The organism is Candidatus Aquiluna sp. UB-MaderosW2red, assembly GCF_900100865.1.
Classification (GTDB): Bacteria; Actinomycetota; Actinomycetes; order Actinomycetales; family Microbacteriaceae; genus Aquiluna.
This window is the reverse complement of the sequence record NZ_LT627734.1, coordinates 519,854-544,302: the sequence shown is the minus strand read 5'-3', so window position 1 is coordinate 544,302 and position 24,449 is coordinate 519,854. Positions and strand designations below refer to the sequence as shown.

38 protein-coding genes are annotated in these 24,449 nt (G+C 53.2%); 2 read left to right on the top strand and 36 right to left on the bottom strand.

Annotated elements, in window-relative coordinates; all coding sequences use genetic code 11:
* Positions 1–11: 11 nt before the first annotated feature.
* The 36 genes from rplM to rpsL form a co-directional block, all read right to left on the bottom strand.
* Positions 12–455 (bottom strand): 50S ribosomal protein L13, encoded by a 444-nt coding sequence (gene rplM, locus BLP47_RS02835; RefSeq protein WP_091850180.1) that lies wholly within the window; start codon positions 453–455, stop codon positions 12–14.
* A gap of 112 nt (positions 456–567) precedes the next feature.
* On the bottom strand, positions 568–1,431 hold the full coding sequence (gene truA, locus BLP47_RS02830) for a tRNA pseudouridine(38-40) synthase TruA (protein ID WP_091850178.1): 864 nt from the start codon (positions 1,429–1,431) through the stop codon (positions 568–570).
* A gap of 8 nt (positions 1,432–1,439) precedes the next feature.
* A complete protein-coding gene (rplQ, locus tag BLP47_RS02825; RefSeq protein WP_091850176.1) occupies positions 1,440–2,015 on the bottom strand; it encodes a 50S ribosomal protein L17 in 576 nt (191 codons plus the stop codon).
* Positions 2,016–2,041: 26 nt separating this feature from the next.
* Positions 2,042–3,031, bottom strand: coding sequence for a DNA-directed RNA polymerase subunit alpha (locus BLP47_RS02820; RefSeq protein ID WP_091850174.1), 990 nt, complete (start codon positions 3,029–3,031; stop codon positions 2,042–2,044).
* A 100-nt stretch (positions 3,032–3,131) separates the two neighbouring features.
* Entirely contained in the window at positions 3,132–3,536 is a 405-nt protein-coding gene (gene rpsK, locus BLP47_RS02815; RefSeq protein ID WP_091850172.1) for a 30S ribosomal protein S11, read from the bottom strand.
* A 29-nt stretch (positions 3,537–3,565) separates the two neighbouring features.
* Positions 3,566–3,943, bottom strand: a complete 378-nt coding sequence (gene rpsM, locus BLP47_RS02810; RefSeq protein WP_091850170.1) for a 30S ribosomal protein S13 — start codon at positions 3,941–3,943, stop codon at positions 3,566–3,568.
* Positions 3,944–4,076: 133 nt separating this feature from the next.
* The gene (gene rpmJ, locus BLP47_RS02805) at positions 4,077–4,190 is read right to left on the bottom strand and encodes a 50S ribosomal protein L36 (RefSeq protein ID WP_091850168.1); all 114 of its coding nucleotides are present in this window, start codon (positions 4,188–4,190) and stop codon (positions 4,077–4,079) included.
* An 11-nt stretch (positions 4,191–4,201) separates the two neighbouring features.
* Positions 4,202–4,423, bottom strand: coding sequence for a translation initiation factor IF-1 (gene infA, locus BLP47_RS02800; protein ID WP_091850165.1), 222 nt, complete (start codon positions 4,421–4,423; stop codon positions 4,202–4,204).
* A 266-nt stretch (positions 4,424–4,689) separates the two neighbouring features.
* Positions 4,690–5,511, bottom strand: a complete 822-nt coding sequence (gene map, locus BLP47_RS02795; protein ID WP_091850163.1) for a type I methionyl aminopeptidase — start codon at positions 5,509–5,511, stop codon at positions 4,690–4,692.
* Positions 5,504–6,091, bottom strand: a complete 588-nt coding sequence (locus BLP47_RS02790; RefSeq protein WP_091850161.1) for an adenylate kinase — start codon at positions 6,089–6,091, stop codon at positions 5,504–5,506. Before BLP47_RS02790 ends, map begins: the two co-directional genes overlap by 8 nt.
* Positions 6,088–7,401, bottom strand: a complete 1,314-nt coding sequence (secY, locus tag BLP47_RS02785; protein WP_091850159.1) for a preprotein translocase subunit SecY — start codon at positions 7,399–7,401, stop codon at positions 6,088–6,090. Before secY ends, BLP47_RS02790 begins: the two co-directional genes overlap by 4 nt.
* 25 nt (positions 7,402–7,426) lie before the next feature.
* Entirely contained in the window at positions 7,427–8,143 is a 717-nt protein-coding gene (gene rplO, locus BLP47_RS02780; protein ID WP_091850157.1) for a 50S ribosomal protein L15, read from the bottom strand.
* Positions 8,143–8,328 carry a 50S ribosomal protein L30 gene (gene rpmD, locus BLP47_RS02775; RefSeq protein ID WP_091850155.1) on the bottom strand — a complete coding sequence of 62 codons (186 nt, stop codon included), beginning with the start codon at positions 8,326–8,328 and terminating at the stop codon, positions 8,143–8,145. Before rpmD ends, rplO begins: the two co-directional genes overlap by 1 nt.
* Positions 8,329–8,330: 2 nt before the next feature.
* Complete coding sequence (gene rpsE, locus BLP47_RS02770) at positions 8,331–9,035, bottom strand: 30S ribosomal protein S5 (RefSeq protein ID WP_371325796.1); 705 nt, start codon at positions 9,033–9,035, stop codon at positions 8,331–8,333.
* On the bottom strand, positions 9,032–9,403 hold the full coding sequence (rplR, locus tag BLP47_RS02765; protein ID WP_091850153.1) for a 50S ribosomal protein L18: 372 nt from the start codon (positions 9,401–9,403) through the stop codon (positions 9,032–9,034). Before rplR ends, rpsE begins: the two co-directional genes overlap by 4 nt.
* Positions 9,404–9,405: 2 nt before the next feature.
* A complete protein-coding gene (rplF, locus tag BLP47_RS02760; RefSeq protein WP_091850151.1) occupies positions 9,406–9,942 on the bottom strand; it encodes a 50S ribosomal protein L6 in 537 nt (178 codons plus the stop codon).
* Between the two features lie 6 nt (positions 9,943–9,948).
* Positions 9,949–10,347: a 30S ribosomal protein S8 gene (gene rpsH / locus BLP47_RS02755; RefSeq protein ID WP_091850149.1), complete on the bottom strand. Its 399-nt coding sequence runs from the start codon at positions 10,345–10,347 to the stop codon at positions 9,949–9,951.
* A gap of 73 nt (positions 10,348–10,420) precedes the next feature.
* Positions 10,421–11,002 (bottom strand): 50S ribosomal protein L5, encoded by a 582-nt coding sequence (rplE, locus tag BLP47_RS02750; protein ID WP_091850147.1) that lies wholly within the window; start codon positions 11,000–11,002, stop codon positions 10,421–10,423.
* Complete coding sequence (gene rplX / locus BLP47_RS02745) at positions 11,002–11,355, bottom strand: 50S ribosomal protein L24 (RefSeq protein ID WP_091850145.1); 354 nt, start codon at positions 11,353–11,355, stop codon at positions 11,002–11,004. The genes rplE and rplX overlap by 1 nt, the downstream gene beginning before the upstream one ends.
* Positions 11,356–11,358: 3 nt before the next feature.
* Positions 11,359–11,727: a 50S ribosomal protein L14 gene (rplN, locus tag BLP47_RS02740; RefSeq protein WP_091850143.1), complete on the bottom strand. Its 369-nt coding sequence runs from the start codon at positions 11,725–11,727 to the stop codon at positions 11,359–11,361.
* A 65-nt stretch (positions 11,728–11,792) separates the two neighbouring features.
* Complete coding sequence (gene rpsQ, locus BLP47_RS02735; protein ID WP_091850141.1) at positions 11,793–12,140, bottom strand: 30S ribosomal protein S17; 348 nt, start codon at positions 12,138–12,140, stop codon at positions 11,793–11,795.
* 2 nt (positions 12,141–12,142) lie between these two features.
* Positions 12,143–12,433 carry a 50S ribosomal protein L29 gene (gene rpmC, locus BLP47_RS02730; protein WP_091850139.1) on the bottom strand — a complete coding sequence of 97 codons (291 nt, stop codon included), beginning with the start codon at positions 12,431–12,433 and terminating at the stop codon, positions 12,143–12,145.
* Positions 12,430–12,849: a 50S ribosomal protein L16 gene (rplP, locus tag BLP47_RS02725; protein ID WP_091850137.1), complete on the bottom strand. Its 420-nt coding sequence runs from the start codon at positions 12,847–12,849 to the stop codon at positions 12,430–12,432. The genes rpmC and rplP overlap by 4 nt, the downstream gene beginning before the upstream one ends.
* On the bottom strand, positions 12,849–13,604 hold the full coding sequence (gene rpsC, locus BLP47_RS02720; RefSeq protein WP_091850135.1) for a 30S ribosomal protein S3: 756 nt from the start codon (positions 13,602–13,604) through the stop codon (positions 12,849–12,851). The genes rplP and rpsC overlap by 1 nt, the downstream gene beginning before the upstream one ends.
* A complete protein-coding gene (gene rplV, locus BLP47_RS02715) occupies positions 13,604–13,978 on the bottom strand; it encodes a 50S ribosomal protein L22 (protein ID WP_091850133.1) in 375 nt (124 codons plus the stop codon). The genes rpsC and rplV overlap by 1 nt, the downstream gene beginning before the upstream one ends.
* A gap of 32 nt (positions 13,979–14,010) precedes the next feature.
* Positions 14,011–14,292, bottom strand: a complete 282-nt coding sequence (gene rpsS / locus BLP47_RS02710) for a 30S ribosomal protein S19 (protein ID WP_091850131.1) — start codon at positions 14,290–14,292, stop codon at positions 14,011–14,013.
* Between the two features lie 11 nt (positions 14,293–14,303).
* Positions 14,304–15,137: a 50S ribosomal protein L2 gene (rplB, locus tag BLP47_RS02705; RefSeq protein WP_091850129.1), complete on the bottom strand. Its 834-nt coding sequence runs from the start codon at positions 15,135–15,137 to the stop codon at positions 14,304–14,306.
* 15 nt (positions 15,138–15,152) lie between these two features.
* Positions 15,153–15,452, bottom strand: a complete 300-nt coding sequence (gene rplW / locus BLP47_RS02700; RefSeq protein ID WP_091850127.1) for a 50S ribosomal protein L23 — start codon at positions 15,450–15,452, stop codon at positions 15,153–15,155.
* Positions 15,449–16,096 carry a 50S ribosomal protein L4 gene (gene rplD, locus BLP47_RS02695; RefSeq protein WP_091850125.1) on the bottom strand — a complete coding sequence of 216 codons (648 nt, stop codon included), beginning with the start codon at positions 16,094–16,096 and terminating at the stop codon, positions 15,449–15,451. The genes rplW and rplD overlap by 4 nt, the downstream gene beginning before the upstream one ends.
* Positions 16,096–16,752 carry a 50S ribosomal protein L3 gene (gene rplC, locus BLP47_RS02690; RefSeq protein ID WP_091850123.1) on the bottom strand — a complete coding sequence of 219 codons (657 nt, stop codon included), beginning with the start codon at positions 16,750–16,752 and terminating at the stop codon, positions 16,096–16,098. Before rplC ends, rplD begins: the two co-directional genes overlap by 1 nt.
* A 10-nt stretch (positions 16,753–16,762) precedes the next feature.
* Complete coding sequence (gene rpsJ, locus BLP47_RS02685) at positions 16,763–17,071, bottom strand: 30S ribosomal protein S10 (RefSeq protein WP_091850121.1); 309 nt, start codon at positions 17,069–17,071, stop codon at positions 16,763–16,765.
* A 404-nt stretch (positions 17,072–17,475) separates the two neighbouring features.
* Positions 17,476–18,351, bottom strand: a complete 876-nt coding sequence (locus tag BLP47_RS02680; protein ID WP_091850119.1) for a pirin family protein — start codon at positions 18,349–18,351, stop codon at positions 17,476–17,478.
* A 266-nt stretch (positions 18,352–18,617) separates the two neighbouring features.
* Positions 18,618–19,808, bottom strand: a complete 1,191-nt coding sequence (gene tuf / locus BLP47_RS02675; protein WP_091850117.1) for an elongation factor Tu — start codon at positions 19,806–19,808, stop codon at positions 18,618–18,620.
* Between the two features lie 104 nt (positions 19,809–19,912).
* On the bottom strand, positions 19,913–22,015 hold the full coding sequence (gene fusA, locus BLP47_RS02670) for an elongation factor G (RefSeq protein ID WP_091850115.1): 2,103 nt from the start codon (positions 22,013–22,015) through the stop codon (positions 19,913–19,915).
* 96 nt (positions 22,016–22,111) lie between these two features.
* Positions 22,112–22,582, bottom strand: a complete 471-nt coding sequence (gene rpsG / locus BLP47_RS02665) for a 30S ribosomal protein S7 (protein ID WP_091850113.1) — start codon at positions 22,580–22,582, stop codon at positions 22,112–22,114.
* Positions 22,583–22,587: 5 nt separating this feature from the next.
* A complete protein-coding gene (gene rpsL / locus BLP47_RS02660; RefSeq protein WP_091850111.1) occupies positions 22,588–22,959 on the bottom strand; it encodes a 30S ribosomal protein S12 in 372 nt (123 codons plus the stop codon).
* A gap of 261 nt (positions 22,960–23,220) precedes the next feature.
* On the opposite strand from rpsL, the gene BLP47_RS02655 reads away from it, so the two are divergent.
* Both BLP47_RS02655 and BLP47_RS02650 read left to right on the top strand, forming a co-directional pair.
* On the top strand, positions 23,221–24,183 hold the full coding sequence (locus BLP47_RS02655) for a helix-turn-helix domain-containing protein (RefSeq protein WP_091850109.1): 963 nt from the start codon (positions 23,221–23,223) through the stop codon (positions 24,181–24,183).
* Positions 24,173–24,427, top strand: coding sequence for a hypothetical protein (locus BLP47_RS02650; RefSeq protein WP_091850107.1), 255 nt, complete (start codon positions 24,173–24,175; stop codon positions 24,425–24,427). Before BLP47_RS02655 ends, BLP47_RS02650 begins: the two co-directional genes overlap by 11 nt.
* Positions 24,428–24,449 lie beyond the last annotated feature (22 nt).

Sequence of the window (24,449 nt, the reverse complement as noted above, 5' to 3'; positions counted from 1 at the left end):
GTCCTGGTCCTTTACTGGGAAATCTGATCGATTAGGAAAGTCTTAGGCTGCTGCGCCTCGTGAGGGTGAACCGCACCCTTATAAACCTTTAGCTTGGACAGCTGCTGAGCACCCAGGGAGTTCTTTGGCAACATCCCTCGGATTGCCTTTTCTACTGCGCGCTCTGGGTTCTTTTCCAATAGCTCGGAGTAGGTGGTAGCGGTTAGGCCACCCTGGTACCCGGAGTGGCGGTAGGCCTTCTTCTGAGCAAGCTTTGACCCTGTTAGGGCAACCTTCTCAGCGTTAATAATGATGACGAAATCTCCGTTGTCCATGTGGGCTGCGAAGGTTGGCTTGTGCTTGCCACGTAGCAAGACCGCTACGTGAGATGCAAGGCGGCCTAGGACCACATCGGTGGCGTCAATGACAAACCACTCATGGCTCAGCTCACTGGCCTTTGGCGAATAAGTACGCACGCTAAATTACCTCATAGTTTCGTGTTGTGTGATTCCGTGGAATACCACGGCTTCAAACGCATTCGGCAATGCCGAACCAAGGGTTGAGTCTAGGGGAAGATAGCCCCAATGGTCAAACAGAAATTTCCCCCAAATCCCTTCTTTTTCTGGCATTTTGCGCTTGAAAGCCCATTTTTTTATCAGGCGGGTAGGAAACCGACTCCAAAGACAACCCGCGAGGGGCGACAACTCGGAATTTTGAGGTCCGTTTGGCCCCTTTCTGGACACGCTCCAGCTCCTCCACGCTAAGCCTTTGTTCCGCCACTGAAACAATCGCACCGACTATTGCCCGCACCATGTTGTGGCAAAAGGCGTCGGCCTCGAGAGTGATTTGAATCAAGCCGTCCCTGTGTCTCACAACCTCAAGTTTTTTCAAATTTCGAATCGTCGTTGCCTTGGCTCTTGGCTTACAAAAAGCCCCGAAGTCTTTGAGCCCCACGAGCTTGGCTGCAGCCTCGGCCATAACTTTCTCATCTACCACTCGAGGAAGAGTGAGTACAAAGCGGTTGCGCTTTGGGTCAGGCTTGGCACTTTGATCTGCAATCAAATAGTGGTATCTGCGTCCCGTTGCAGAAAAGCGAGCGTCAAAGCCATCCGGAGCCAAGGCCACGGACAGTATCGCTATCTCAGGAACCAAAAGGCTGTTCAGGCGCTTAGTGCTAAGCGGTGTTCTGCCCAGGCGCTTAAGCTGAGCACTTGTGATGTCGATGTGGCAAACCTGATGACCCGCGTGAACACCGGCATCGGTTCGACCCGCCACTCGCATCCCAAAGCCATCTTGAGACTCACCGAATAACTTGGTGAGCGCGACCTCTAAGTCGCCCTGAATGGTCCTATGACCCGGCTGCTTAGCCCAGCCGGAAAAGTCAGTGCCGTCATAAGCCAAATCAACCCGGAAACGAGAAAACCCGCCGGGTACACCAGCGGGTTCACTCATGAAATTACTTACTCAGCCTTTGGGGCAGCCTCTTCAGCAGCGGCTTCAGCTACTGCTTCGGTTGCCTCTGTTTCAGCAGACTCAACTGCCACAACATCCTCGGCCTGAACTGCAACCGAATCCTCAGCCAGTACTTCTTCAACTAGCTCTGGAGCTGCTACCACAGCTGCTCCGGTAGCAATGTTGTTAGTTAGTCGAACCTTATTGGTCTTTGGCTTTGGGTTAACTGGCTCTAGCACTAGCTCGATGACTGCCATTGGAGCGTTATCGCCCTTTCTGAAGCCAAGCTTTGTAATGCGGGTGTAGCCACCCTGGCGTTCTTGAACCAGCGGTGCGATTTCAGCGAAAAGCTCGTGAACCACTCCTTTGTCCAGGATTGACTGCATCACGCGGCGTCGAGCGTGCAGGTCACCGCGCTTTGCGAAAGTCACAAAACGCTCGGCCACTGGACGCAGGCGCTTGGCCTTGGTCTCGGTGGTTACGATGCGCTTGTGCTTGAAAAGCGAGGTAGCCATGTTGTTGAGCATTAGTCGCTCGTGGGCTGGTCCGCCTCCGAGGCGAGGGCCCTTTGTTGGGGTAGGCATTTAGTTTCTCCTTGGGTTTCTAAGCTTTAGATCTGGTCTTCATCGAATCCGCCACCGAAGTAGGCGCCATCGAATCCTGGAACTGCATCCTTGAATCTAAGGCCCAAAGAAGCAAGCTTCTCGCGGACCTCATCAACGGACTTGGAACCAAAGTTACGGATGTTCATTAGCTGGTCTTCGCTAAGTGCGATCAGCTCTGAAACGGTGTTGATACCTTCGCGCTTCAAGCAGTTGTATGAGCGCACGGTTAGGTCTAGGTCTTCGATGGGTGTTGAGAGCTCATTAGAGGCTGCGACCTCAACCGGGGCCGGCCCAATCTCGATACCTTCAGCCTCGTTGTTTAGCTCCTTGGCCAGGCCAAATAGCTCAACAAGGGTGGACCCTGCAGATGCAACGGCATCCTTTGGCTCCATTGACGGCTTGGTCTCAACATCAACAATTAGCTTGTCGAAGTTGGTGAATTCCCCGGCACGAGTAGCCTCGACGCGGTAGGAGACCTTGAGAACTGGGCTGTAAATCGAGTCAACCGGAATAACGCCAGCTTCGGCATCTGGGTTGCGGTTCTGGTTTGCCTGAACGTAACCGCGCCCACGCTCAATGATGAACTCAATTTCGAGCTTGCCTTTTGCGTTTAGCGTTGCAATTACTAGCTCTGGGTTGTGAACCTCAACACCGGCAGGGACCTGAATGTCCGCTGCGGTAACTGGACCGGCAGCTGACTTAGATAGGTGGGCCACTACTGGCGCATCGTGCTCGGAAGAAACGACGAGGTTCTTGATGTTCAGGATTACCTCTACAACGTCTTCTTTCACACCCGGGATGGTGGAGAATTCGTGGCTGACACCCTGGATCCGAATGTTGGTAACCGCGGCACCTGGAATCGAACTTAGTAGGGTTCGACGCATCGAGTTGCCAAGGGTGTAACCAAATCCTGGCTCTAGTGGGTCAAGGATAAAGCGAGAACGGTTCGGTCCTAGGACTTCTTCGTGAAGAGTTGGGCGCTGTGCAATTAGCACTGTTGTGTTCCTTTCATCTGAGTAACCACTATTTGCTACTCGTTTTGACTCATCCAGGCGGGCACCTGGATGCGTGAATCTTTAGTTATTGGAAAGCTATTTAGACGCGGCGGCGCTTCGGTGGGCGGCAACCGTTGTGAGCCTGTGGAGTCACATCGGAAATCGAGCCAACCTCAAGGCCTGCGGCCTGAAGCGAACGAATTGCAGTCTCGCGACCAGAGCCTGGGCCCTTCACGAATACATCAACCTTCTTGAGGCCGTGCTCCTGAGCCTTGCGGGCTGCAGATTCGGCCGCCATCTGAGCGGCATAAGGGGTCGACTTACGTGAACCCTTAAACCCGACATCGCCCGAGGAAGACCAAGAGATAACTGCTCCGGTTTGATCGGTGATGGTGATGATTGTGTTGTTGAATGTCGAGCGGATGTGAGCCTGACCAAGTGGAACGTTCTTCTTGTCCTTGCGGCGGGGCTTGCGGGCCGCTGCGGATGTCTTAGGTGCTGCCATTTTTTATCTCCTAGATCCCTGAGCCGCGACTAGCGGGCAACCTTTTTCTTACCGGCAACCGTGCGCTTTGGACCCTTGCGAGTGCGAGCGTTGGTTTTGGTGCGCTGACCGTGGACCGGTAGGCCCTTGCGGTGACGAATTCCTTGATATGAACCAATCTCAACCTTGCGGCGAATGTCGGCTGCAACTTCACGACGAAGATCACCCTCAACCTTGTAACCCTTTTCGATTACTTCACGAAGAGCGATGAGCTGATCGTCGGTGAGGTCCTTGACTCGAAGTTCTTCTGAAATCTTGGTGGTCTCGAGAATCTCGGATGAACGAGTTCGACCAATGCCATAGATGTAGGTAAGGGAGATAACCACTCGCTTATCGCGAGGAATATCTACTCCAGCAATACGTGCCATTTTAATTCCTTGTTTTTATAGAAGGTCTTTGGCATCACGGTCTCAATCTGGCTAGATCAAGCCCCGGCCTTCTACCGGGGGCGAAGTCTTACAACTTTGCAATGCCTTGCTATTTAGTTATGGGTAGGGCTTATTAGCCCTGGCGCTGCTTGTGACGAGGGTTCTCGCAAATGATCATCACGTTTCCGTGACGACGAATAACCTTGCACTTATCGCAGATTTTCTTAACGCTTGGGTTAACCTTCATGCTCTTACTCTCTACTTGTACCGGTAAATTATGCGGCCGCGAGTCAGGTCGTAGGTAGAAAGCTCAACAATCACGCGGTCCTCAGGGAGGATGCGGATGTAGTGCTGTCTCATTTTTCCTGAGATGTGAGCAAGGACTAGGTGTCCATTGGTCAGCTCCACACGAAACATTGCGTTCGGTAAAGCTTCTACGACCGAGCCTTCGATCTCAATTACGCCGTCTTTATTGGCCATGCACTCACTTATTCGCTACTTTATTGTTAGCGTCACGAACACGCAGAAACAAAAACCAGAAAAAACGGAAGTTGTATTTGCGCAGAAACACCAAGATGCAATCCTAGGGGCTATTTGCACCAAGCGCCAGTGGAATCTTTGCAAAATGCCGCCCAATTACCGATGAATTAGCTAATCTCAGCCAGAATTCTCCCTCGCGAGCGCATAAGCCGCCCGATTGGCACCGCGGGGTACCCCCGATAATCGGCGAATCGCTAATTTCAGAGCTAAAGAACTACCGGCACCACTCCAAAAGGAGCCAGTCCGGCCACTCCGCCATCAACCGCAGTTAGAACCCAGATGCCTTTGGAGTGAACCGCGACCGAATGCTCCCAGTGGGCCCCATCGCCGCCGTCTGAAGTCTCGACGGTCCAGTCGTCTTTTGCCACGAATGTCTCTTGGTCACCCGCGGTGATCATGGGCTCTATCGCAACGCATAACCCGGGCTCCACCTTTGGACCTAGATCACGAACCCGGTAGTTGAACACTGCCGGGTCCTCGTGCATCGAACGACCAATGCCGTGACCGACATATTGCTCCAAGATGCCAAAGTTGCCCTTCGAGCCTACGAACTCTTCAATCGCAACGCCAACTTCGTTGAGCCGCTTAGCCTTGGCTAGGGCAGCAATCCCTGCCCAGAGTGAGCCCTCACAGGCATCAGAGAGTTCTTGGCGCTTTTTAGCTAGACCTGCATCCCCACCGGGGACTATGAAAGTGAAGGCACTATCGCCGTTCCAACCATCAACCTCAGCACCACAATCCACCGAGATCATGTCTCCAGCTTTTAGCGTCTTGGAAGAAGGTATTCCGTGGACTACCTCGGCGTTTATCGAAGCGCAGATGGTGTGGGAGTAGCCTGGCACTAACTGAAAGTTTGGGATTCCCCCGCCATCACGAATTGTCTTTTCAGCAATTCGATCAAGCTCCAGGGTCGTGACTCCGGGACGCATTGCAGCTTTTACGTTTTTGAGAGCTTCAGCTGTGAGCAGCCCGGCGATTCGCATCTTGCGAATCTGGTCCTCCGATTTAAGTTCGTATTTTTTACGCATCTAGTTCTAGGCCGCGGGCGTTCAAGGCCTCGATAATGCGCTTGGTGACCAATTCGATCTCCCCCAAGCCATCAATCATCGCAACAAGCCCTCGGGAAACATAGATATCAATCAGTGGAGCAGTTTGCTCGTCATAAACATCGAGCCTTCTGGCGATCACATCGGGGGTGTCATCGCCCCTACCCTCAACCTCGGCGCGATGCGCCAAACGGCGCACAAGTTCCTTATTGTCAGCTCTTAGCTGCACCACGACATCGAGTCTGGCGGAGCTCTCGACAAGGATTTTATCTAATTCAGCTACCTGATCCGCGGTTCTTGGATAACCATCTAGCAGGAAGCCTCTTTTAGCATCCGGTTGCGAAAGTCGGTCCCTGATCAGTGCGTTGGTGAGAGTGCTCGGCACATATTCGCCGCGATCCATATAGCCCTTGGCCTCAACGCCCAGCGGAGTTTCATTTTTCACATTAGAGCGAAAGATGTCTCCGGTTGAGATTGCTGGAATACCAAAGTGCGCTGCCAATAAAACTGCCTGGGTCCCCTTCCCGGCACCCGGGGGGCCGATTAGTAGGAGGCGGGTCATTTCAGCAAGCCCTCATAGTTACGCTGCTGCATCTGGGCGTTGATCTGCTTGACGGTCTCCAAACCGACACCCACAATAATCAAGATTGAGGTACCGCCGAATGGGAAGTTTTGGTTGGTCCCGATTGCGGTAAAGGCAACTAGCGGAATTAGGGCGATCAGACCCAGGTAGATAGCGCCGGGAGCTGTGATTCTAGAGATTACGTATTGCAGGTACTCAGTGGTCGGTCTACCGGCACGAATACCTGGAATAAAGCCACCGTACTTCTTCATGTTGTCGCTTATCTCTTCAGGATTCAAAGTGATAGCCACATAGAAGTACGTGAATCCAACAATCATGAGGAAGTAAATCGCCATGTAAAGCGGGTTGTCACCACTGACCAAATAGGTAGAAATCCAAGTGACCCAAGGGGCAACCTGACCATTGGCATCTGGCTGCGAGAACTGGGCCAGAAGCGCCGGCAAATAAAGCATTGAGGATGCGAAGATAACCGGGATAACACCCGCGGTGTTGACCTTCACTGGAATGTAGGTTGACTGACCACCGTAGGCCTTGCGACCAACCATGCGCTTGGCATACTGAACCGGGATACGGCGCTGGGACTGCTCAACCAACACAACCAAAGCAACTACTAAGAATCCAACAGCCATCACGATGATGAAGATCTCGATTGAACGAGTCTGAAGAATCTGCAGTAGCGAAGCTGGGAAGGTAGATGCGATGGAAGTAAAGATTAGAAGAGACATTCCATTACCAACACCGCGCTCGGTGATGAGCTCACCAATCCACATGATCAAACCGGTTCCAGCAGTCATGGTCATGACCATCAGAGAAATTGCCAGCGGTCCGGTGTCAACCAGAATCGGGAGGGTACAGTCCGCACCAAATAGCGCGCCCTGCCTGGCCACCGCAATCAAAGTAGTTGCCTGCAATAGACCCAAGGCGATTGTTAGGTAGCGGGTGTACTGGGTAAGTTTTGCCTGGCCCTGTGGTCCCTCTTTGTGAAGGGTCTCAAAGCGAGGAATAACAACGCGCAACAGCTGAGTGATGATGGAGGCTGTGATATAAGGCATGATGCCCAGTGCAAAGATCGAAAGCTGCAGCAGCGCGCCGCCGGAGAAGAGGTTCACGAGTTCATATAAGCCAGATGTTGACTCGCTCTGAGCCAAACATTGCTGAACATTCGAGTAGTCAACGTTTGGGGTCGGAATAAACGAACCCAAACGGAAGACTGCAATCATGCCGAGCGTGAAAGCTAACTTATTGCGCAAATCCGGTGTCCGGAATGCGCGTGCAATTGCACTAAACAAAGTGAACCTACTCCCCTTGAATCAATTATGCGCCGACGCTACCGCCGGCAGCTTCAACCTTGGTCTTGGCTGACGCAGAAACTTTGTCAACATTGATGTCCAGCTTAACTGAGATGTCGCCGTTACCTAGGACCTTTACAGGCTCGCCCTTGCGAACTGCACCCTTTGAGACTAGGTCGGAAACTGTCACAGCGCCACCCTTGGGGTAAAGCTCACTGAGCTTCTCAAGGTTAACCACCTGGTACTCCACCCGGAATGGGTTCTTGAAACCACGAAGTTTAGGGGTACGCATAACTAGGTTCACGCCTCCACCTTCGAAGCCAAGACGAACTGTGGTGCGAGCACCGGTTCCCTTGGTACCACGACCGGCAGTCTTACCCTTTGATCCTTCACCAAGACCCTTACGAGTCTTATCCTTCTTGGCACCCGGTGCCGGGCGAAGGTGGTGCAACTTCAGGATCTGAGATCTATCAGCCTTTTCCTGGTCAGTCTTTTTTGGAGTCGACTTCTTTGCCTTTGGGGCAACGGCAGCCTTCTGAACCACCTTCACCGCTGGCTTTGCAGCAGCAGTTTTTGGCTCAGCTTTGTCGGCTGCTGGCTTTGCAGCAGCAGTCTTTGGCACAGCAGTCTTTGGTGCGGCAGCTTTAGCGGCTGGTGCCTTTGGGGCTGCGGCCTTAACAGCTGGCTTTGCAGCAGCGGTTTTTGGTGCGGCCTTTGCGGCTGGCTTCTTTTCTTCGGCCATTAGTCAATCTCCTCAACCTTGACGAGGTGGGCGACGGTGTTTACGAGTCCGCGGACACTCAAGGTGTCCTCACGAACTACGATGTCACCGATTCGCTTGAGACCCAGGGTGCGAAGTGAATCGCGCTGGTTCTGCTTGCCACCGTTTGAACTTTTTAATTGGGTAACTTTTAGACGAGCGGCCATGATTAGGCACCTGCCTTTTCGACCTTAGGCAATAGGCGTGGTGGTGCTACCTCTGCAAGTGTCTTGCCGCGACGCGCTGCAACAGCTGCTGGCTCTTCGAGCTGGCGCAATGCTGCAACGGTTGCGTGGACGATGTTTAGGACGTTTGTGGATCCCAATGACTTTGAAAGCACATCGTGGATACCCGCACACTCGAGAACTGCTCGAACTGGACCTCCAGCGATAACACCGGTTCCCTCAGAAGCTGGGCGCAATAGAACCACACCGGCAGCCTTCTCTCCCTGAACCGGGTGAGGAATTGTTGATCCGGCGCGGGGGACATTGAAGAAGTTCTTCTTTGCCTCTTCGACACCCTTTGCGATCGCGGCAGGAACTTCTTTAGCCTTGCCGTAACCAACGCCGACTACTCCCTCACCGTCTCCAACCACAACTAGTGCTGTGAAAGAGAAACGACGACCACCCTTGACCACCTTGGAGACGCGGTTGATGTGAACAACGCGCTCTAGGAACTGGCTCTTAACCTCTTCACGGGCTCCGCGGTCATTACGGGGACCACGATCACGCGAACCACGGCGGGCTTCACGCTCGTTGGGATCAACAGTTGTTGTGACCTCCGGGGTAACAACAGTTGCTTCCACTGCTGCTAATTCGGTTGCGCCCACAGTAGCTTCTGCCACGGTTGTCTCTTCCTTCTTGTCTTGGCTCACAGTACGAGTCCTTCCTCGCGGGCTGCGTCAGCAATTGCTGCGACGCGACCTGCATAGCGGTTACCGCCACGGTCGAAGACAACCTCGGTGACCCCGGCCTTTTTTGCACGCTCGGCAATCAACTTGCCAACCAGTGCCGACTTATCGGTCTTGGTGCCATCCGCCTTGCGAAGTTCAACTTCCATGGTCGAAGCCGATGCCAGGGTGTGACCCTTGGAATCATCCACTACCTGAACGAATACGTGGCGGGCGCTGCGTGTTACGACCAGACGTGGGCGGCTTGCGCTGCCCTCAATCCGCTTACGTAGTCTTGCGTGACGACGGCCGCGAGCCGCTGCCTTTGACTTGCCTCTAGTTCCTAGACCCATGATTACTTACCAGCCTTTCCAGCCTTGCGACGGACGCGTTCGCCTTCGTAGCGAACACCCTTGCCCTTATAAGGCTCGGGCTTGCGCAGCTTGCGAATATTTGCAGCCATCTCACCAACGGCCTGCTTATCTACACCGGAGACAACAATCTTGGTGTTTCCCTCGACGGTCAAAATGACGCCTTCGGGTGGAGTGACAACTACCGGGTGGCTAAAGCCAAGCGCCAACTCAACTGTTGCGCCCTTAGCTGCTGCACGGTAACCGGTACCCACGATTTCTAGAGTCTTTGTGAAGCCAATAGAAACACCGTGAACGTTGTTTGCAATCAGAGTTCTTGAAAGACCGTGAAGTGACTTGGACTTGGCCTCGTCATCTGGACGCGAAACCAAAACCTCGTTCTCCTCGAGTGCAACCTTAATTGGCTCGGAGATGACTAGGTGAAGCTCTCCCTTGGGTCCCTTGACTGCAACCTTCTGGCCATCGATTATGACGGTAACGCCCGCTGGAAGCGAGATTGGCATTTTTCCAATACGTGACATATCTACTTACCAGATGTAGGCGAGGACTTCCCCACCTACTCCCTTCTTAGAAGCCTGGCGATCGGTTAGAAGACCGCTAGAGGTGGACAAAATTGCAACTCCAAGACCACCGAGAACGCGTGGCATTTCAGTTGACTTCGCGTAGACGCGAAGACCTGGCTTGGAGACGCGCTTGATACCAGTGATGCTGGATTCGCGCTTCGCACCGAACTTTAGGTGGATGGTCAGTGTCTTACCAACCTTGGCGTCTTCAACCTTGAAATCAGCGATGTAACCCTCTGACTTCAGAATCTCCGAGATTGCACCCTTGAGTTTGGAATATGGGAGGCTCAGCGAATCGTGCGAGGCACTATTCGCATTGCGTACCCGGGTCAGAAAATCTGCTACCGGATCTGTCATTGTCATTTATGCATCTTCTTTCTCGAGGTGGTTTCCAAAGGCGCTTTACAAGCTCCTGGACCTTTCTCAATCGGGGGTTTTAGGCCTTGAACGGGAAGCCGAGAGCTTTTAGAAGCGCTCTACCTTCATCGTCGTTGGCCGCGGTGGTCACCACGGTGATGTCCATTCCGCGAACGTGGTCAATCTTGTCGATGTCGATCTCGTGGAACATTGACTGCTCCGACAAACCGAAGGTGTAGTTACCGTGGCCATCAAACTGAGTAGCTGAAAGCCCGCGGAAGTCGCGAATACGAGGTAGGGATAGCGAAAGCAAGCGATCCAAAAATTCCCACATCCGGTCACCACGAAGGGTTACGTGTGCACCAATTGGCTGCCCCTCGCGAAGCTTGAACTGGGCAATTGACTTACGAGCCAAGTTAACCTGAGGCTTCTGGCCGGTGATGGCAATTAGATCGCGGATTGCTCCCTCGATCAGCTTGCCCTCTTTGGCAGCCTGTCCAACACCCATGTTCACAACGATCTTGGTCAAACCAGGGACCTGCATCGGGTTGTTGAACTTGAATTCTTCGGTTAGGTGAGCCACGATTTCGCTGCGGTAGCGAGTCTTTAGCCTTGGTGCAATTTTCGCTGACTCTGCAGCCTTCTTGGTTGCTGTAGCCATTAGATTGCCTTCCCAGTCTTGCGTGCGACTCGGGTCTTTTTGATTTTGCCAGTGGTGGCGTCTTTTTCCAGCAAGTAACCAACCTTGGTTGGCTTCTTGGTCGATGGATCGATCAATGCCACGTTGGAAATGTGGATTGGCGCCTCAATGGTGATGATGCCGCCAGTCTTCGAACCACGATCGGTCTGCCCAATCTTCTGGTGCTTCTTGACTAGGTTTACGCCTTCAACGATGACCTTATCGGTCTCTTTGATAACGGCTAAAACTGTGCCCTGCTTGCCGCGATAGCCACCTCGTGCTGTCGTGGCACCGGTCATGATCTGAACTAGATCGCCCTTTTTAATGTTCGCCATAATTTATAGCACCTCCGGGGCAAGTGAAATGATCTTCATGAACTTCTTATCGCGAAGCTCGCGGCCGATTGGGCCAAAGATGCGGGTTCCGCGTGGTTCGCCATCGTTTTTGATGATGACGGCTGCGTTCTCATCGAATTTGATGTATGAGCCATCTGGACGACGGGTCTCTTTTTTGGTGCGAACGATTACTGCCTTGACGACCTCACCCTTTTTGACGTTACCGCCCGGGATCGCATCTTTCACGGTAGCAACGATGGTGTCGCCTAGACCCGCGTAGCGGCGCATTGAACCGCCCAATACACGAATGGTCAATAGCTCCTTGGCGCCGGTGTTGTCGGCAACCTTCATCCTGGATTCTTGTTGTAGCACTTTATCTCCTTGTTATTGAATAACGATTACCGACCGCTATTCCTAGGTTTGTTACTTGGGTTTTATTACTTAGCTCGCTCGAGGATCTCGACCAGGCGCCAGTTCTTGGTGGCGGATAGTGGACGGGTCTCGTCGATTACGACTAGATCTCCAATACCTGCAGTGTTGTTCTCATCGTGAGCCTTGACCTTTTTGGAAACTCGAAGCACCTTGCCGTAAAGCGGGTGCTTCTTGCGGTCCTCAACCAACACAACAATCGTCTTGTCCATCTTGTCGCTAACCACATAACCACGACGGGTCTTGCGGTCACCGCGATCTAATGCGACAACTTCTTTAGCTACTTTTGCGACCTTTGGCTTTGCAACCTTGGGTGCCGCAGCCTTGGCTGCTGGCTTCTTAGTCTCTTCGGCCATTTTTATGCCTCCTCAGCTGGCTTAGCAGCTGCCTTTTTAGTGGTCTTCGGTGCTGCGACAACCGGCACAGGCACGGCACGAATGCCAAGCTCGCGCTCGCGAATAACGGTGTGGATGCGAGAGATGTCACGCTTCACTGCCCTTACTCGGCCGTGGTTGTCAAGCTGTCCAGTTGCGGACTGAAAGCGCAGGTTAAATAGCTCTTCCTTTGCCTTGCGCAACTCTTCAATCAGCAGGGAGTCTTCGATCTTGTCGAGGTCCTGCGGAGTCAGGTTTTTGGAACCAATCATTATGCGTCACCTTCTTCACGCTTGATGATGCGAGCCTTTAGCGGAAGCTTGTGGATCGCACGAGTCAGTGCCTCTTTGGCAACAATGTCAGAAACCCCGGCAAGCTCAAAGAGCACGCGGCCAGGCTTCACGTTTACTACCCACCACTCAGGAGAACCCTTACCGGAACCCATGCGGGTTTCGGCTGGCTTCTTGGTTAGTGGGCGGTCAGGAAACACGTTGATCCAGACCTTGCCGCCACGCTTGATGTGGCGAGTCATTGCAATACGTGCAGACTCAATCTGACGGTTGGTTAGATACGCAGGAGTCAAAGCCTGAATACCCCACTCGCCAAATGACACTACGGTGCCACCAGTAGCGTGGCCCGAACGCTTCGGGCTGTGCTGCTTGCGGTGCCTAACTTTTCTAGGAATCAACATTATTTGGCTTCACTTCCTGCTGCAGCGGGGGCAGCCTCGTTGCGTGGGCCACGACGGCCTCCGGCAGCAGCTGGGCGAGGACCGCGTTGGTTGGCCTGCAAAATCGCAAGCTCCTTCTGGGTCATGTCACCCTTATAGATCCAAACCTTGACACCGATGCGACCAAAGGTCGTCTTGGCCTCGTAGAAGCCGTAGTCAATGTTGGAGCGAAGAGTGTGAAGTGGCACGCGGCCCTCACGGTAGAACTCGCTGCGCGACATTTCAGCGCCACCTAGCCGACCCGAGCACTGGATACGAATACCCTTTGCACCGGAACGAAGTGCCCCTTGAATTCCCTTACGCATTGCGCGGCGGAAAGCCACACGAGCAGCAAGCTGTTCTGCAACGCCCTGGGCGACTAGCTGAGCATCCTGCTCTGGGTTCTTGACCTCAAGAATGTTCAGCAAGACCTGCTTGCCGGTTAGCTTCTCCAAGTCGGTACGAAGACCCTCAGCCTCTGCGCCACGACGGCCAATGACCAGTCCTGGACGAGCGGCGAAGATATCAACCCGAACTCGGTCGCGGGTTCTTTCTAGCTCGATACGAGAGATTCCCGCACGATCTAGCTTCTCCTGCAAGTAAGCGCGGATGTTGACATCCTCGATTACGTAATCTGAATAGCGCTGACCCTTTTTGGTTGAGTCGGCGAACCAGCGTGAGCGGTGCTCAGTGGTGATGCCTAGGCGGAAGCCGTAGGGATTTACTTTCTGGCCCATTACTTACCTGCCTTTTTGTTCAACTCGTCCGGGGTAGAAACAACCACGGTGATGTGGCTGGTGCGCTTATTGATTCGAAATGCACGACCCTGAGCACGCGGGCGGAAACGCTTGAGCGTCACACCATCATCCACAAAAGCCTGCGAAATAATTAGGTCGTCCTGGTCCACAATGGCACCGACTTTTTCGCCCTTGACCTTGGCGTTTGCAACCGCAGCGGCAACGAGCTTATAAATTGGCTCAGATGCTGCTTGGGGGGCGAACTTCAAAATCCCTAGGGCCTCAGTGGCCTGCTTTCCGCGAATCAAGTTGACGACGCGGCGAGCCTTCATTGGGGTCACGCGGATGTTACGCACTTTGGCGGTAGCTTCCATCGATCTTTCCTTTACTCTCTAGACGCCCCGGCTTAGCCGCGGCGACCCTTCTTGTCGTCCTTCACGTGACCACGGAAGGTTCTGGTTGGTGCGAATTCTCCAAGCTTGTGACCAACCATGTTTTCGGTTACGAAAACTGGGATGTGCTTGCGTCCATCGTGAACTGCAATGGTGTGGCCCAGCATGGCTGGAACAATCATCGAGCGGCGTGACCAGGTCTTGATCACGTTCTTGGTGTTCACTTCGTTCTGAACTCGCACCTTTTTCATTAGGTGCTCGTCTACGAAAGGACCCTTCTTCAAACTTCTTGGCATCTACGGATCTCCTACTTCTTGCCGGCGTAGCGACGACGAACGATTTGCTTATCAGATGGAAGGTTCGGCTTACGCGTGCGTCCTTCTTTCTGACCCCAAGGGGTTACCGGGTGACGACCACCGGAGGTCTTACCCTCACCACCACCGTGTGGGTGGTCTACCGGGTTCATGGCTACACCACGAACGGTTGGGCGAACGCCCTTCCAGCGCATGCGGCCAGCCTTACCCCAGTTGATGTTGGACTGCTCGGCGTTGCCGACCTCACCTATGGTTGCTCGGCAGTTGGCATCAACGTTGCGGATCTCACCGGATGGCAAACGCAGCTGGGCGTTAGGGCCATCCTTGGCGACTAGACGAACCGAAGCTCCAGCTGAGCGGGCCATCTTGGCACCGCCGCCTGGCTTTAGTTCGATAGCGTGGATAACGGTACCGACTGGGATGTTCTTCAGTGGCAAGTTGTTACCCGGCTTGATGTCTGCCTGTGGTCCCTGCTCGATAACATCGCCCTGTTTTAGCTTATTTGGGGCAATGATGTAGCGCTTGGCGCCATCGATGTAGTGGATCAGTGCAATTCTTGCGGTGCGGTTCGGGTCGTACTCAATGTGAGCGACCTTGGCCGGGATGCCATCTTTATCGTGACGACGGAAGTCAATCACGCGGTACTGGCGCTTGTGGCCTCCACCGATGTGGCGAGTGGTGATGCGGCCAGTTGAGTTGCGACCACCAGTTTTTGGCAGCGGCCTCAAAAGTGACTTCTCGGGAGTGGAGCGAGTGATCTCTGCAAAGTCTGCAACAGATGACCCACGACGCCCTGGCGTGGTTGGCTTGTACTTACGAATACCCATTAGTTAGTTATCCCCTTAGCCGATGTAGGTAAAGATGTCGATGGAGCCGGACTTGAGTGACACAATCGCACGCTTGGTGTCCTTGCGCTTTCCCATGCCGAACTTGGTCTTGCGGGTCTTGCCCTGACGGTTCAGCGTGTTGATGGTGTCCACCTTCACGGTGAAAATCTGCTCAATAGCCTGCTTGATCTCGGTTTTGTTCGATCGTGGGTCCACCTCGAAGGTGTACTTACCCTGATCGATCAAGGAGTAACTCTTCTCCGAGATGATTGGCTTGATGATTACGTCGCGTGGGTCTTTTTGAATTGAACTCATGCGCTGACCTCCTCATTTCTGGTGTTTGCCTCGACAAAGGAGCTAAGCGCCGCTGCGGTGAACACGATGTCATCCGAGTGCAGTACGTCATACGCGTTGAGCTGGTCAACTGGCAAAACGTGCACCATTGGAAGGTTGCGCAGGCTCAGATAAGAAACCTCATCCTGACGATCCAGCACCACAAGAATGTTCTTCGAGGTGGCGATCTGGGCCAAGAAGCTCTGCGCGGCCTTGGTTGAAGGAGCAGTTCCAATTGCGAACTGGTCAATTACCGAGATGCGGCCATTACGAGCACGGTCACTGAGTGCACCGCGAAGCGCTGCAACAATCATCTTCTTGGGGGTGCGCTGTGAGTAGTCACGAGGCTTTGGACCGTGGATAACTCCACCACCGCGGTGCTGTGGCATCCGGATCGAACCCTGACGAGCGCGACCGGTTCCCTTTTGCTTAAAAGGCTTCTTACCGCTACCGGAAACCTCTCCACGACGAAGCGTGGACTGGGTTCCCTGACGAGCTGCTGCAAGCTGCGCAACAACCACCTGGTGAATTAGTGGGACGTTGGTCTGAACATCGAAAAGCACCTCTGGGAGCTCAACGGTGCCTGACTTTTTACCCTTTACGTCGATTAGGTCAACGGTAGCCATTAGTTGCTCTCCTTAACGGCGTTGCGAACAAACACCAACTGGCCCTTAGGACCTGGGACGGCACCCTTGATTAGCAGTAGGCCTCTTTCAAGGTCAACACCGTGCAGGGTTAGATTCATTGTGGTGACTTGGTCCCCACCCATCCGGCCAGGCATCTTCTTGCCCTTGATGACCTTGGATGGTGTGGTACCGGCACCGATGGAGCCGGGCTTACGGTGGTTCTTGTGCGCACCATGGCTAGCGTGGATACCGGAGAAGCCGTGGCGTTTCATAACACCGGCAAAACCCTTACCCTTTGAAGTTCCAACTACGTCTAGCTTCATGCCGACCTCGAAGATATTCACACCGAGGGTCTGGCCCACGGTGTAGCTGTCTGCGTCTGAGGTGCGAATCTCGGCCAGAAAGCGACGAGGTGTTGAGCCCGCTTTGGCAAAGTGGCCAGAAGTTGGCTTATCAACCTTGCGTGGGTCGATAGCTCCATAAGCAATCTGAATCGCTAGGTAGCCGTCTTTTTCTGAATTCTTTATTTGAGTGATGACGTTTTCGCCAGCCTCAACGACTGTGATTGGAACAATCTTGTTGTTTTCGTCCCAAGCCTGAGTCATGCCTAGCTTTTTGCCCAGCAGACCCTTCACGTTTCTAATCCCTATGCTCATTTTCGAATCCTTAGAGTTTGATCTCGATGTTGACATCGGCTGGGAGGTCCAAGCGCATCAGCGAATCGACTGCCTTAGGCGTTGGGTCGATAATGTCAATGAGGCGCTTGTGGGTACGCATCTCAAAGTGCTCACGGCTGTCCTTGTACTTATGCGGTGAACGAATCACCGTAATGATGTTCTTGTCGGTGGGCAGTGGCACTGGGCCTACTACCTTTGCACCGGCGCGGGTGACCGTGTCGACGATTTTGCTCGCCGAGGCGTCGATGATCTCGTGATCATACGACTTCAGTCGAATGCGGATTTTGTTAGCCGCCATAGTGACTCGCTTCCGTATCTATCTAGGTGGTCTTTTACGCCACACAGGTTTTGGAGCCAATTCGATTTGCGAGAACGCAAATACCCTTGACCGCCGTAATGCTGATGCACTGTTTTTATGTCAACGCCCTATTTCTAGGGCACGATCCGAGCTCGCACTCTGAATGGCAAACGAATTTCACAACTCGCAAATCACCCAGGAATTTAATCTCAGATAAATTTTTTGGTTCTTAGCTGATAGCCGGCCCAGTTTCCTGTGCAAGGACCATCAGTGGTCCACACCAAACGATGTGAATACTCACGAACTCTTCAATACTGCCATAGTCCAAGGTGACAGTGCAAGTTAAAGGCGGCTTGTTTTTTGGGTAATTTTCATGCGAGGCGTCCTCGAGCTCAAACTTGAGGCTATCTAGCCTGAAGCCTTACTCCGGGAAGCTCGGGTGCTGGGATCCAGCCGCCAATTTGATCTTCGAATTCTCCGAAACGATATGACCGAGTGTTCCAAGCCTCGCGAGCATCAACAACATCTTGATGACTTCGGCCAATGAAGTTCCACCACATTATTATCTTCTCCTTCAGTGGAACACCTCCCAGAAGCATCAAGGTTGCGCCCGAACTGCTCGAAATTTCAATTGTGCTCTCCCCTCGCGCCACATAAAGCAGGTCTGACACAGCTAAATCCTCACCCTGAGCCTTGGCAGTTCCAGCTATCAAAACAAACCCATATTCATAATCAGTCCGCAGCTCGATCCGGTGCGTACCAGGTTCAATAATCAGCTCCGCGCCAACCAGGTCTGTGAAGCTGGTGGCAGGACTCTTTATGCCCAGCAACTCGCCAATCAAGACCGTAGCTCGAAACCCTGCTGCAGTAACTACTGGCAGCTCCACGTGATGCTCGAAACTTGGAGCAATGTTCAATGACTCCTCTGGGAGTGCTATCCAGAGCTGCACCGCATGCAAAGAATCAGTTGTAGCTAAAGAGAGCTCACTGTGGGAAATGCCAAAACCGGCGGTCATTAAATTAAGTTGACCCGGCCGAATTGCTTGATTGCTACCGATGCTGTCTCGGTGCTCAATTTCACCTTCGAAAAGCCAGGTAACTGTCTGAAGACCAGTGTGCGGATGCGCCGCTACGACCATGGCTTCAGTTTGCTCTGTGGGGCCGAAGTGATCGACAAAACACCAAGCTGAGATGGTCTTTAGGTTTCGATGTGGGATTGTTCGACTCACCGTAATACCAGTTCGGGTGCTCAATTTCACTGGCCTTGAGTTAATTAGCATCCGTAAAGCCTAAGTCGGTTCATATCTCAGAGTGTCTAGCAGAAAATTGCGATGTCCACTATGACGGATGAGCTTCCATCAAATTGGACTCCACTTTTTTGAAGGCGCCTTCCGCAACCGCGAGGTTTGGTCCCCACCCGTTGGCCGGGAAGCTGGGCGCACAGCGACTCGAAAAACTCACCGCAGCCAAGCGGGGCGTGATTCTCTCTTAAACAAATAAACCCCACAGATCGCTCTGCGGGGTTTATTTGAAGTGATCTAAAAGATTACTTGTTGATCTTTACTACGGTTCCGGCACCTACGGTACGGCCACCCTCACGGATAGCGAACCGAAGGCCCTCTTCCATGGCGATTGGCTGAATCAGGTCTACGGTCATCTCGGTGGTATCACCAGGCATAACCATTTCAGTACCGGTCGGCAAGGTGATAACACCAGTGACGTCGGTGGTACGGAAGTAGAACTGTGGGCGGTAGTTTGCGTAGAACGGGTTGTGACGGCCACCCTCATCCTTGGAAAGGATATAGACGTTGCCCTCGAAGTTGGTGTGAGGAGTGATCGAGCCTGGCTTGCAAACAACCTGGCCGCGCTCTACATCTTCACGCTTGGTGCCACGTAGCAATAGTCCAACGTTCTCGCCGGCCTCTGCGTAATCCAAAAGCTTGCGGAACATCTCGATACCGGTAACGGTGGTCTTCTGCTTGTCGCGGATACCAACGATTTCGACCTCGTCGGAAACCTTTACGGTACCGCGCTCGATCTTGCCGGTGATAACTGTTCCACGACCAGTGATTGTGAAGACGTCCTCGACCGGCATTAGGAATGCCTTCTCTAGGTCGCGCACTGGCTGTGGAATGAACTCATCACAAGCATCCATAAGCTTCATGACCTGCTCGCCCCAGTGAGCATCGCCCTCTAGAGCCTTTAGGCCGGAGACGCGCACCACTGGTGCGTCATCGCCTGGGAATTCGTACATGGAAAGAAGTTCGCGAACCTCCACCTCTACTAGCTCCAAAATTTCTTCGTCATCAACCATGTCGGCCTTGTTCAGAGCCACAACGATGTAAGGAACACCAACCTGGCGAGCCAAAAGCACGTGCTCCTTGGTCTGCGGCATTGGGCCGTCGGTTGCAGCAACTACAAGAATTGCTCCGTCCATCTGTGCCGCGCCGGTGATCATGTTCTTGATGTAGTCAGCGTGGCCCGGTGCGTCTACGTGTGCGTAGTGGCGCTTCTCGGTTTGGTACTCGACGTGTGAGATGTTGATGGTAATACCGCGTTGCTTCTCCTCTGGGGAGTTGTCAATCTGGTCGAACGCAAATGCAGCGTTCAGGGTTGGGAACTTGTCGTGAAGTACTTTTGTAATTGCCGCAGTCAGAGTGGTCTTACCGTGGTCTACGTGACCAATGGTTCCGATGTTGACGTGCGGCTTTGTGCGCTCGAATTTCGCCTTAGCCATTTGGGTCCTCCTGATGGATCCTTTGTAAATCATCGACCAGGTGGCCGACTCTGATTTGGTTTTTTACAGACTTACTATTGTAGTCAAATTTGAGGGGCTACGCCTTACTCGCCTTTGGCCTTCTGAACGATCTCTTCGGCAACGTTCTTCGGAACCTCTGCGTAAGTGCTGAATGTCATTGAGTAGACAGCACGACCGGAGGTCTTGGAACGTAGGTCACCGACGTAACCGAACATTTCCGACAGCGGGACCTGGGCGCGAACTACCTTCACGCCTGAAGCATCCTCCATCGATTGAATCTGCCCACGACGCGAGTTCAGGTCACCGATTACATCACCCATGTATTCCTCAGGGGTGCGAACCTCGACGGCCATAATCGGCTCGAGCAGAACTGGGTTGGCAAGACGGGCGGCTTCTTTGAATACCATCGATCCTGCAAGCTTGAAGGCCATTTCAGATGAGTCAACATCGTGGTAAGCGCCATCCAGCAAAGTTGCCTTGACGCCAACTACCGGGTAACCAGCTAGCACGCCGGACAGCATTGCGTCCCTCATACCCGCATCTACCGAAGGGATGTACTCACGAGGAATACGGCCACCAGATACTCCGTCAACAAACTCATAAATCTTGTCGCCTTCAACCGGGATTGGCTCAAGCTTGATCTGCACCTTCGCGAACTGACCTGAACCACCGGTCTGCTTCTTGTGAGTGTAGTCGTGCTTTTCCACCGTGCGGCGAATCGTCTCACGGTACGCAACCTGTGGCTTACCAACGTTCGCCTCAACCTTGAACTCGCGACGCATCCGGTCTACCAGGATGTCCAAGTGGAGCTCACCCATGCCCGAGATAACGGTCTGACCGGTCTCGTGGTTGTGCTCAACGCGGAAGGTTGGGTCCTCTTCGGCTAGCTTCTGAATCGCTAGCCCCAGCTTCTCCTGGTCGGCCTTGGTCTTTGGCTCAATAGCAACCGAAATAACTGGCTCGGGGAACGTCATGTTCTCCAGAACAATTTGGTGGTCTGGATCACAAAGGGTGTCACCGGTTGTGGTGTCCTTCAGCCCGATGGCAGCGTAGATGTGACCGGTGGTTACCGAATCAACTGGATTCTCTTTATTGGCGTGCATCTGGAAAAGCTTTCCAATACGCTCCTTGCGACCCTTAGTCGAGTTAATGACCTGAGCTCCAGAAGAGGCGTGCCCAGAGTAAACCCGGATGTAAGTAAGCCGGCCAAAGAATGGGTGTGTCATTACCTTGAAGGCTAGCGCCGCAAAAGGCTCGTTGACATCTGGCTTGCGGTGCAGACGCTTCTCCTCGTCGCGAGGATCGCCTCCCTCAACCGAATCCACATCAAGCGGTGATGGCAAGTAGTCAACAACCGCGTCCAGCATCGGCTGGACGCCCTTGTTCTTAAAAGCCGAACCACAAAGAATTGGGTACATCAAAGAACTAACGGTCAAGTGGCGAATGCCGGCCTTGATCTCGGCAACGGTCATTTCCTCACCGTTGAAGAATTTCTCCATGAGAGCTTCAGAGGTGTCGGCTACCGCCTCAAGAATCTTGGCGTGGTATTCCTTCGCCATTTCCAGCATGCTTGCAGGAATCTCTTCGATTTCATACTTGGCACCCATTTCGACATCTCCGCGATAGGTAATCGCGCGCATCTGAACTAGGTCAACCATGCCTTCAAAGGCGCTCTCGGCACCAATCGGTAGCTGAATAACTAGCGGCTTAGCGCCTAGGCGGTCAACAATGGTCTTGACGGTGAAGTAGAAATCTGCACCCATCTTGTCCATCTTGTTGACAAAGCAAATCCTTGGTACGTCGTACTTATCGGCCTGACGCCAAACGGTCTCAGACTGTGGCTCAACACCCTCTTTAGCGTCGAAAACCGCAACTGCACCATCAAGCACACGCAATGAACGCTCTACCTCAACGGTGAAGTCCACGTGGCCCGGGGTGTCAATAATGTTGATCTGGTTTGTGTCCCAGAAACAGGTGGTAGCTGCCGAGGTAATGGTGATACCGCGCTCTTGCTCCTGCTCCATCCAGTCCATGGTCGCAGCACCGTCGTGCACCTCACCGATCTTGTGGGTGATACCGGTGTAAAACAAGATTCTCTCAGTGGTAGTTGTCTTACCAGCATCGATGTGAGCCATGATGCCGATGTTACGAACCTTGTTCAGGTCGGTGAGCACTTCTTGTGCCACGTTTGCCTCCGAATATAAGTGTTTCAGTTGGTTGTTAAGTGGTGCATCCGTCTCAATTCGCTGCCAGAGCAGCGAAATCGACGGATGCGGTAGCGCTTACCAGCGGTAGTGCGCGAATGCCTTGTTGGACTCTGCCATCTTGTGAGTGTCCTCGCGACGCTTCACAGCGGCACCCAGGCCGTTGGATGCATCAAGGATCTCGTTCATTAGACGCTCGGTCATTGTCTTTTCACGACGCTGCTTAGCGTATGAAACCAACCAACGCATTGCCAAAGTGTTGGCGCGGTGGCTCTTGACTTCAATTGGAACCTGGTAGGTCGAACCACCAACACGACGAGAGCGAACCTCTACGGTTGGGCGAACGTTGTCCAAAGCTTTCTTCAAAAGAACTACTGGGTCGTCGCCGGTCTTGCGGTTGGTGCCCTCTAGGGCGCCGTAAACAATTGACTCCGCAATGGACTTTTTGCCATCGAGGAGGATCTTGTTTACCAACTGAGAAACTACTGGGGAGCCGTAAACCGGGTCATTAACAACCGGGCGCTTTACTACTGGGCCTTTACGTGGCATCTAACTTACTTACCCTTCTTAGCGCCATAGTGGCTACGAGCCTGCTGGCGACCTTTTACTGCCTGGGTGTCTAGTGCACCGCGGACAATCTTGTAACGAACACCCGGTAGGTCTTTCACACGGCCACCGCGCACCAGCACCATGGAGTGCTCCTGCAGGTTGTGGCCCTCGCCTGGGATGTAGGCGGTTACTTCGACACCGTTTGAAAGCTTGACACGTGCTACCTTGCGAAGCGCCGAGTTCGGCTTCTTTGGGGTAGTGGTGTAGACGCGGGTACACACACCGCGCTGCTGTGGGTTCGCCTTTAGAGCGGGCGCCTTGGTCTTGATGACCTTTGGGCTACGACCCTTGCGAACCAACTGCTGAATTGTTGGCACTAGTACTCCTTGTTCTAGTTTCCTTCGGCACGCCAGAAAAGGCTTTTGCAGAAGTTTTGTTGACCGGCGCCTCAGCGATTGCGAGGGCTTGGGTCTAATTCACGCACTTACATGAACCTTTACAAGCATACAGACTCCACTGGGCTAGGGTCAAATGTTTTTATGACGCAAAAAATCTCCTTTCATAGGATGTCAAAAACGGTAAGTATTAATTTTCTCTTTTATAAGCAAAAATGCATTTATCTGTTTATGCTTATAAGTATGAGTCAACTTGGGTCAGACTTCACTCTGGGTGAGGGAATCGACATGTTGCGGGGCCAAGGGGTCATCATCGAGGCGCTCGGTGCCGACCGGCTATTGATAGGCGGCAGGTTAGCTAAAATATATCTGCGACACACCGTCCCGTCGCCCGCCCAGATCGCTTCTTTAAAAACAGCAGTCTCTCTCTATGTGATTCCAAAAATCACGCCCGGGTTGCGTGTTCTGGCTTCTAGAGATTCGAGACTCGGCCTAATTGCTCTAAGAACCGGTGAAATTTGGCTGCACGGAGCTTGCTTGACCACTGGGACCCAATCCGCTAATACTGATTTGAAGCGCCCCGCAATCAAATTTCCATGGGTTAGGTTCGGGCTGCTCCGATCGCTGGCTCTGCGGAGCACTCCCCGGTCTCAGGCTCAGCTTGCTCAAGAACTCGGGGTGAGTCAACCCGCAGTTTCAGCTGCGCTCAGCTCGCTGAGAGAAATTGTGCATAAGACTAAAGGCGGCTGGGTCGCCAATAGCTTTCGAAGCGTTACCGACGAATTTCTTCTCAACTACCCGGGCCCTGGGGGGATTCGAAGGCACTGGTTCTCGTTGGATCCAATCATGACTCAAGGTGCGCGGATAGCTCAAAACCGACCAAGGGCATTAATCTCCGGTGATCTGGCTGCGGACCAGCTGGCCCCTTGGAAGACTCCACGCACCGGGGTTGTCTACTCGCCATCTGAGCTCGGTCTGGGAGAACTCGGCTTCGCCGAATCAGACCCAGTCGCCGGAACGCTGATCGAGGTGATTCCCGGTGATCCAACCGTCTGGACACTTTCAAAAGCACTTGGGCACACCCGACTAGCTGATGCTCTACTGATTGCATACGATCTCGATAACTCCAAGGGCGCCGATTCCCGGGAGGCAGTCTCGACACTATTGGCCGAATTAGAAAAAAGACGGGATTCGAATGGGAGCTAAAGTTATAAAGCTTATTTCCACCAGCGCAGCCGATGATTTGGCCTACTGCGCCCTCAGAGATGCTTGTGCAATTACAGCACCGCACAACGTGCGGATTGTGGGCGGCCAAATGGTTGATCTACTCATGCATTTGTTCCCGACTCCTGGCCAGGTTTTGCGCAGAACAGTCGACGCAGATCTGGCGATTGATATTTCGATGGCAGCTTCGGGTGCGCTCCATGCTGAATTCGAGGCCGCTGGCTAGAAGGCCACTTATGGCAACTCTT

Coding starts and splice junctions, on each gene's coding strand:
- truA (WP_091850178.1), bottom strand. CDS start 1,431: ATGAGTGAACCCGCTGGTGTACCCGGCGGGTTTTCTCGTTTCCGGGTT.
- rplQ (WP_091850176.1), bottom strand. CDS start 2,015: ATGCCTACCCCAACAAAGGGCCCTCGCCTCGGAGGCGGACCAGCCCAC.
- rpsK (WP_091850172.1), bottom strand. CDS start 3,536: ATGGCAGCACCTAAGACATCCGCAGCGGCCCGCAAGCCCCGCCGCAAG.
- rpsM (WP_091850170.1), bottom strand. CDS start 3,943: ATGGCACGTATTGCTGGAGTAGATATTCCTCGCGATAAGCGAGTGGTT.
- rpmJ (WP_091850168.1), bottom strand. CDS start 4,190: ATGAAGGTTAACCCAAGCGTTAAGAAAATCTGCGATAAGTGCAAGGTT.
- infA (WP_091850165.1), bottom strand. CDS start 4,423: ATGGCCAATAAAGACGGCGTAATTGAGATCGAAGGCTCGGTCGTAGAA.
- map (WP_091850163.1), bottom strand. CDS start 5,511: ATGCGTAAAAAATACGAACTTAAATCGGAGGACCAGATTCGCAAGATG.
- BLP47_RS02790 (WP_091850161.1), bottom strand. CDS start 6,091: ATGACCCGCCTCCTACTAATCGGCCCCCCGGGTGCCGGGAAGGGGACC.
- rplO (WP_091850157.1), bottom strand. CDS start 8,143: ATGGCCGAAGAAAAGAAGCCAGCCGCAAAGGCCGCACCAAAAACCGCT.
- rpmD (WP_091850155.1), bottom strand. CDS start 8,328: ATGGCCGCTCGTCTAAAAGTTACCCAATTAAAAAGTTCAAACGGTGGC.
- rplR (WP_091850153.1), bottom strand. CDS start 9,403: ATGGGTCTAGGAACTAGAGGCAAGTCAAAGGCAGCGGCTCGCGGCCGT.
- rplF (WP_091850151.1), bottom strand. CDS start 9,942: ATGTCACGTATTGGAAAAATGCCAATCTCGCTTCCAGCGGGCGTTACC.
- rpsH (WP_091850149.1), bottom strand. CDS start 10,347: ATGACAATGACAGATCCGGTAGCAGATTTTCTGACCCGGGTACGCAAT.
- rplE (WP_091850147.1), bottom strand. CDS start 11,002: ATGGCTACAGCAACCAAGAAGGCTGCAGAGTCAGCGAAAATTGCACCA.
- rplX (WP_091850145.1), bottom strand. CDS start 11,355: ATGGCGAACATTAAAAAGGGCGATCTAGTTCAGATCATGACCGGTGCC.
- rpsQ (WP_091850141.1), bottom strand. CDS start 12,140: ATGGCCGAAGAGACTAAGAAGCCAGCAGCCAAGGCTGCGGCACCCAAG.
- rplP (WP_091850137.1), bottom strand. CDS start 12,849: ATGTTGATTCCTAGAAAAGTTAGGCACCGCAAGCAGCACAGCCCGAAG.
- rpsC (WP_091850135.1), bottom strand. CDS start 13,604: ATGGGCCAGAAAGTAAATCCCTACGGCTTCCGCCTAGGCATCACCACT.
- rplV (WP_091850133.1), bottom strand. CDS start 13,978: ATGGAAGCTACCGCCAAAGTGCGTAACATCCGCGTGACCCCAATGAAG.
- rpsS (WP_091850131.1), bottom strand. CDS start 14,292: ATGCCAAGAAGTTTGAAGAAGGGTCCTTTCGTAGACGAGCACCTAATG.
- rplB (WP_091850129.1), bottom strand. CDS start 15,137: ATGGGTATTCGTAAGTACAAGCCAACCACGCCAGGGCGTCGTGGGTCA.
- rplW (WP_091850127.1), bottom strand. CDS start 15,452: ATGAGTTCAATTCAAAAAGACCCACGCGACGTAATCATCAAGCCAATC.
- rplD (WP_091850125.1), bottom strand. CDS start 16,096: ATGGCTACCGTTGACCTAATCGACGTAAAGGGTAAAAAGTCAGGCACC.
- rplC (WP_091850123.1), bottom strand. CDS start 16,752: ATGAGCATAGGGATTAGAAACGTGAAGGGTCTGCTGGGCAAAAAGCTA.
- rpsJ (WP_091850121.1), bottom strand. CDS start 17,071: ATGGCGGCTAACAAAATCCGCATTCGACTGAAGTCGTATGATCACGAG.
- BLP47_RS02680 (WP_091850119.1), bottom strand. CDS start 18,351: ATGCTAATTAACTCAAGGCCAGTGAAATTGAGCACCCGAACTGGTATT.
- tuf (WP_091850117.1), bottom strand. CDS start 19,808: ATGGCTAAGGCGAAATTCGAGCGCACAAAGCCGCACGTCAACATCGGA.
- rpsG (WP_091850113.1), bottom strand. CDS start 22,582: ATGCCACGTAAAGGCCCAGTAGTAAAGCGCCCGGTTGTTAATGACCCG.
- BLP47_RS02655 (WP_091850109.1), top strand. CDS start 23,221: ATGAGTCAACTTGGGTCAGACTTCACTCTGGGTGAGGGAATCGACATG.
- BLP47_RS02650 (WP_091850107.1), top strand. CDS start 24,173: ATGGGAGCTAAAGTTATAAAGCTTATTTCCACCAGCGCAGCCGATGAT.